7 protein-coding genes and 2 pseudogenes are annotated in these 5,867 nt (G+C 59.8%); 4 read left to right on the top strand and 5 right to left on the bottom strand.

Translation table 11 applies throughout. The annotated features are described in order from the left end of the window. A partial coding sequence (locus tag HLH35_RS19425; RefSeq protein ID WP_182980708.1) for an SDR family NAD(P)-dependent oxidoreductase occupies positions 1 to 162 on the bottom strand: 162 nt, incomplete at its 3' end. A 275-nt stretch (positions 163 to 437) separates the two neighbouring features. On the opposite strand from HLH35_RS19425, the gene HLH35_RS19430 reads away from it, so the two are divergent. The 3 genes from HLH35_RS19430 (at position 438) to HLH35_RS19440 (ending at position 2,886) form a co-directional block, all read left to right on the top strand. Next, positions 438 to 1,334: a LysR family transcriptional regulator gene (locus tag HLH35_RS19430; RefSeq protein ID WP_182980709.1), complete on the top strand. Its 897-nt coding sequence runs from the start codon at positions 438 to 440 to the stop codon at positions 1,332 to 1,334. Positions 1,335 to 1,587: 253 nt separating this feature from the next. Beyond that, positions 1,588 to 2,211: a TetR/AcrR family transcriptional regulator gene (locus tag HLH35_RS19435; protein WP_182980710.1), complete on the top strand. Its 624-nt coding sequence runs from the start codon at positions 1,588 to 1,590 to the stop codon at positions 2,209 to 2,211. Positions 2,212 to 2,370: 159 nt separating this feature from the next. Beyond that, positions 2,371 to 2,886, top strand: a complete 516-nt coding sequence (locus tag HLH35_RS19440) for a DUF2306 domain-containing protein (protein ID WP_182980711.1) — start codon at positions 2,371 to 2,373, stop codon at positions 2,884 to 2,886. Between the two features lie 116 nt (positions 2,887 to 3,002). Here HLH35_RS19440 and HLH35_RS19445 read toward each other — a convergent pair. From HLH35_RS19445 to HLH35_RS19460, 4 genes and pseudogenes are all read right to left on the bottom strand, one after another. Beyond that, a pseudogene (locus HLH35_RS19445) lies at positions 3,003 to 3,521 on the bottom strand (RES family NAD+ phosphorylase). Continuing rightward, entirely contained in the window at positions 3,518 to 3,673 is a 156-nt protein-coding gene (locus HLH35_RS20360; RefSeq protein WP_220790789.1) for an antitoxin Xre/MbcA/ParS toxin-binding domain-containing protein, read from the bottom strand. Before HLH35_RS20360 ends, HLH35_RS19445 begins: the two are co-directional and overlap by 4 nt. After that, a pseudogene (locus tag HLH35_RS19455) lies at positions 3,639 to 3,767 on the bottom strand (transposase); the annotation flags it as partial. The pseudogene HLH35_RS19455 and the gene HLH35_RS20360, both read right to left, overlap by 35 nt. Before the next feature lie 206 nt (positions 3,768 to 3,973). Beyond that, positions 3,974 to 5,461, bottom strand: a complete 1,488-nt coding sequence (locus HLH35_RS19460; protein WP_182980712.1) for an efflux transporter outer membrane subunit — start codon at positions 5,459 to 5,461, stop codon at positions 3,974 to 3,976. A 136-nt stretch (positions 5,462 to 5,597) separates the two neighbouring features. Here HLH35_RS19460 and HLH35_RS19465 point away from each other — a divergent pair. Continuing rightward, positions 5,598 to 5,867 (top strand): TetR/AcrR family transcriptional regulator (locus tag HLH35_RS19465; protein WP_182980713.1); only part of this gene is annotated, 270 nt, incomplete at its 3' end.

The raw sequence follows: 5,867 nt of genomic DNA on the forward strand, positions 1-5,867 counted from the left end.
CACGTTCCGGCCGATCAGCTTGACGGCCTCGTCCAGAGCCTCCTGTCTTCGGCCGGTGATGAACACATAGGCGCCTTCTTCAACGAACCGCCTGGCGCTCGCCAGCGCCATACCGCTCGATCCACCCGTGATGACGGCAATCTTGCCCTCAAGCTTTCCCATGATCTTTCCCTCCAGGCTCCGTTTCCGATCGTTCGGGGATATCCCCGAGAGTCCCAACATGGGTCCGCCGGAGTCAGGCGTTGAGTGCGAAAACACGCACATCGGTGGTGCGAAATCGATCCGGCCGGACGATTGACGTCGGTCGGACGATCGGTACGCGCCGTTTGAAAGCCGAAGAAAATTCGTCGCCATATGCTATGGCGACGGCGCGTCATGGCGCATAATGTGGCGAATATGGGCTTTGGAAGGCGCACCGTGCGGTGCCGGAGCGCACCATGATCGATTGGGACGACATTCGCTACTTCCTGGCCGTCGCACGCGGAGGCTCGGTGCGGGCCGCCGCCGGGCATCTGGGGGTAAACCATTCCACCGTGCTGCGGCGGATCGCCCAGCTTGAAGAGCATCTCGGGACGCACATGTTCGAAAAGCTGCCGGCGGGCTACCGCCTGACGGCAGCGGGCGAGGAGATCCTCGAATTCGCGAACCAGATGGAAGCCTCGTCGCGCCAGCTGGAGACACGCGTTTTCGGTCGCGACCAGGGCGTGCGCGGGCTCTTGCGCGTAACGTTGCCGCCGTTCCTCGCAACACATCTGCTTATGCCGGATCTTGCCGATTTTGCCCGCATGCATCCGGAGATCGAGATGGAGGTCCTGCCGACCGGCGCGATCGCGAACCTGACGAACCGGGAAGCCGACATCGCGATCCGCATCGTGCTGGACCGGGAAACGCTGCCGCCCAATCTTCACGGCCTGCCAGGCCCCGCCTTGTCCAGCGGCATCTATATGTCGCGCGATCGCCTGACCGCGTGGCGTGCCGACGCAGCCGATCCTGTTCGCTGGATCGTCATAAACAATAATGGACTTCCCGGCTGGGCCCGCTGCGGAGAGGTCCACGCGACAGGCGCTCCGTTCAGGACCCCGGACGCCGAGGCTCAGATCGTCGCTGCGCGGCAAGGGATCGGGATGACGAAACTGCCATGCTTCGTCGGAGATGCCGACCCCCTGCTGGCAAGGGTCCCGGGCACCGACCTGCACAGGCATGGAACGCTCTGGTTTCTCACACAGGGCGAGACACGCAAGACGAAGCGCGTGCGGCTCTTCACCGAATTCGTATCCCGCAGGCTCGCCGCATATGCTCCGCTTCTCGCAGGGTTATCCGTATCGCGCGACTGACACGCAATAGGCTGATGTGCCACGGAGAAATGATGCCTACGATGTGTGTCCTCAAAGGAATGACGGGCTGTCTATCTTTCTCACCCAGACCTGACATTCTACTTTCCCCGCAATTCAGATGCGATTTCAGCCGGCTCTTCCGGCGCACGGCTTCGGAGGAGGCCGCATGGGTGCGTCGGCATCTCGGTGCATCCGCCAGATCGCCCCATTTCTCGGGCTTGACGCTCTACCTACTAGAAGGTAGTCACTATGCATGGCGAATTTATCCACGACTGCGGACGATATCCTGACCTGCGCACGAGCCTTGATCGTCGCGGGTGGTTATAACGGCTTCAGCTATGCCGACATCGCGGAGGTGGTCGGAATCCGCAAGGCGAGCATTCATCACCATTTCCCCAGCAAGGTTGATCTGGTGCGGACATTGGTCGCACGCTATCGGGAAGACACCAAAGCCGCGCTGGCGGATCTCGCCCTTCAGGTCAGCGATCCGCTCGAACAACTGCGGCGCTATGTCGGGTATTGGGAAGCCTGTATCGCGGATGCGACCGCTCCGTTCTGCGTATGCGCATTGCTGGCAAGCCAGCTCCCCGTCTTGCCCGGGGAGATTGCCCTGGAAGTCCGTGCGCATTTCCGCGCGTTGTCGGACTGGCTGGCAACAGCGATGGAGAGCGGTGCGCGCACCGGGGAAATTCGGCTGACGAGTCCGCCGCATGTCGAGGCGGACGCGTTCATGGCGACCGTTCATGGTGCGATGCTTTCGGCACGGGCCTATGGCGATCCGAAAATTTTCGGTGTCGTCATAGGCGCGCATATGGAGCGGATGATCGCGCCGCCCAGCCGGAATGCAAAGAAGGAACGGAGAGAACATCTGTCCTGATCGGGACAGAAAGCGATCCCCGCAACGGTTATATTTTGCTCATGAATGACGAGGAGAGGCTTCCGGCTCCAGCGTCAGGCATGGAGCCGACCGGGAAATCTTACCCCTCATATCTACCTACTAGTAGGTTCAGATTAACTCTGCATGATGGAGACTAACATGTTTGGAATCACCCCTGTTGGCTGGTTACACACGCTCGGAAGTCTGCCCGCCATTCCATTGGCTGGGTATATGTTCGTCCGTCATGGACGGATTGTCCCGCGATCGACGCCTGGGACTGCTTATTTCGTGGCGATGCTGATCGGCGCGGTGACGGCATTCCTCGTGGCCAAGCAGCCGGTGAGCTACGGCTTCGGTGCCGTGACGATCCTGCTTCTGCTGGCCGGGTACGGCATTGGTCATACGTCGATTTTCGATCGTTCTGGCAGATATCTGGAAACGATCTTTCTCACCATGACGGTGTTTCTGCTGATGGTGCCAGCCGCGACCGAAATCTTGCGCCGGGTTCCCGACGGCCATCCTCTAGTGACCGACCCACGTTCACCGCTTCTTGTCGGCACGCAATTCGGCTTACTCATCTGTCTCGTTATTGGTTTGGCAGTCCAAATTATCTATTTGCGTAGACAGGCCAAGGATGGCGTCTGCGCAAATCATGAAGCTGCGATCACAGAATGACGTCTGTATTTCCACGTCCGCCGTCTAACAGAGGACCTGTCGCTTCCCCGGCTATAGCGGGCACCAAGCCGAGGTGCTGGACGACTATCATTCGGCAATTTCGCTCTCCCATCCGTTTATGGCCATGATACTGCGGTTGCTGGCAGGCGCCTCTCGTCGTCAATGACAGTCACGCGGATGGGAGGATTGTCTGACCAACTCCAGAAGACGAGGTTTCTGTCATTTTCCGTCGCTCCAGGGGCAAAGCTCGGGACGACGATGCCAGCTACTCCGCTGGCTATGAGCGTCTTTGTTAGTTCCCATGATGGCGGTGTCTTGCCCTGGTCGGCAAGATTTTCCCAGGGACAAGCCAGGGTTACGGGGGAGAAGCCAAGATCGTTAAAGCTGGACGGATCGGTCAGATCGAGGACGGGCTCGCTATCGACGTCATAGGCACAGATGGTCAGGGGCTGAGGCTTGAATGGAAAACCCTGCTGGGCCTCAAGCTAGGCCGTCTCCATTCGAAGTGACGTATAAAGGGCAGGCGTGCCGACCGGATTGAATCGTCTCCCATGAAGCGTCGCGCCGTCGCCTGATAATGGGGTGAAAGACCAGCGGGGATTGTGAGCCCTGAATACATGTCCGGTAAACCTCACGCGTAACCGCCGGTCGCAATCCGATCCAGGTAACGTCGGACGGCCTCGGCGCGTCCCTCCCGGACTAGCGCCTCGGCAGTCTGATCACCGAAGGAGGGCACGGGTTGTGATCGGTACCAGTCGCCGTAGCTCCGTCGGCAGCAGATCGTCATACTTCTTCTTCCAGTTGAAGTATGTCGCCTGGCTGATCCCAGCCTTCCGACAAATCTCCGCCACGGGGATGCCGTCAGCCCCTTGCTTCAGAATGAACGCCTTCTATGTGTCCGAAAATTTCGATGCCTTCATCGCTTTCCGCTCCTCTCAGCCAGAGAAAAGACACGGAAAACTCTGACCAAAAACAATCCAATTTGCCGGGAGCAGATCAGAATATCGCTGCCCCACGAATAAGTAGAATAATAAGTATGTAGAAGAGAAACGAGCCAACCTCTTCCATGTTCGGTTGATGATCGCTTTCATGTAGGCCAGCCTCCCCCCAAGGCTCTGAAGGAGCTGACCGCCGCGCGCGCCGCGTTCGCCCGGTTGAGGGCCAGTTGGTCCTGCGAGTCGAGAAGCTGCCGGTCAGCGTCCAATACGTCCGTCAAAGGAATGATACCCGCCTGGAAGGATTGCTGGGAAAGATCGCGTGCGCGGGTCAGCGAGGCGACTTCAATCTGCAATTCACCAGTGCGCTGCTCCGTCTGTAGCAGGGTCGTGAATGCATTTTCGATATCCTCGGCGGCGTGGAGAACCGTCATCTGGTAACGCGCGAGGGCCTCGGCATTGGCGCCACGTGCCTGCTGTACCTCAGCGTCGATTTTGCCGAAATCAAAGATCCGCCAGCGAATGGCGCCTGATCCGACAGCCTGGAACCCCGGTGCCGTGAATAGATGCTGAGGATTGATGCTCTGAAATCCCAGGATGCCGGAAAGGGAGAGCTTGGGATAATAGTCGCCGAGTGCTGCGCCTATCCTGGCATTTGATGCCGCCAGTCTGCGTTCGGCAGCCAGAATGTCCGGTCGGCGGCGCAGTATGTCCGTGGGTTTGTCGGTGGCGCCGATAGCCGGGATGGCCGGAATTTCGGACGGCGTTCCCAGTTCCGCAGCATAGGTACCGGGCTGCGCGCCCATCAGCACGTCGAGGCGATTGAGCTGGGCTTCGAGCGCAATGCGGATCAGCGGCACGGTCTGGCGGGCGGACTGCAACAGGGCTTCAGTCTGGGCCAGCTCGCGCTCATTCGAAACGCCGCTCGTTCGCCGCTGCCGCACCAGTTCCAGGAGATGGGCGTCCACCGCGATCTGTCTTTCCGCGACTGACAGGCGGGCTTGGTCTCCTCGGATCTGGAAATACGCGTCCGCCGCGTCGGCGGCCACCGTGATGCGCTCCCCTACGCGTTCCATCTGTGCGGCTTCTGCCTCGTCACGCGCTGCCTCTTGCCCACGTCGCAGGCCACCGAACAGGTCGATTTCCCAGCTTGCAGCGCCACTGACGTCATAGGTGCGATAGTCGCGGTGGAAGCTCGGTACTGTGCGCACGACATGGCCGATCAGCCCCTCCTGCGACAGTCGGTTTGCGGATGCCTGCGGATTGAAATCCAAGGTCGGGAGCAAACGCGCCGTGGCCGCCTCCGCGGCGCCTCGCGACTGGCGGACGCGCGCTATCGCGGCCGCGAGATCAAGGTTCTGAGCCAGGACACGCTGTTCTATGCGTAAGAGTTCGAGATCGTGAAATCCCTCCCACCATGTATCCAGCGGTGGAGCTGCGGCTGCCTGGCGTGCGTCGACGGCGGTGGCACTGTGGAAGGGCTGAAGATGCGTATCGGGCGCATGATAGTTGGGGCCGACCGCGCAGGCCGTCGTCAGGAGCGTTATGGCCAAGGCTGCGGCAGAATGCAGTCGCATGCCCATCGTGAGATGACGCAGGGGATTGGCGTTCCGCTGGGATGCGGGAAGCGAAAGATTCATGGCGCACGACTTTCGATCAGCCCCGGACATGCATCGTCCTGGTGTTGTCAAGTGACCGATATACATATTCGTCACTCGTTGTCAATTTACAAGCTGCGTTCTATCTAGAAGGCGGAATTCAGTCGGGAGGAACAGGATGCGCGCGCCTCACAGCGGACAACGCGGCCCGGTCGATCATGAACGCCGGGATCAGATCATGACGGCGGCCATCGAGCATTTCGGGCATTACGGATACAAGAAGACCACGATCGCTGATCTGGCTGATGCCATCGGGCTGTCAAAGGCCTACATTTACAAATTCTTTGAATCGAAGAAGGCGATCGGCGAGGCCATCTGCGCGCTTCAGCACGGCAAGATGCAGGCGGATATCCAGGCGATCGTTGAGGAAGACAAGCCGGCTTCCGAC

The sequence above is a fragment of the Gluconacetobacter asukensis genome, assembly GCF_014174375.1.
GTDB classification, from domain to species: domain Bacteria; phylum Pseudomonadota; class Alphaproteobacteria; order Acetobacterales; family Acetobacteraceae; genus Gluconacetobacter; species Gluconacetobacter asukensis.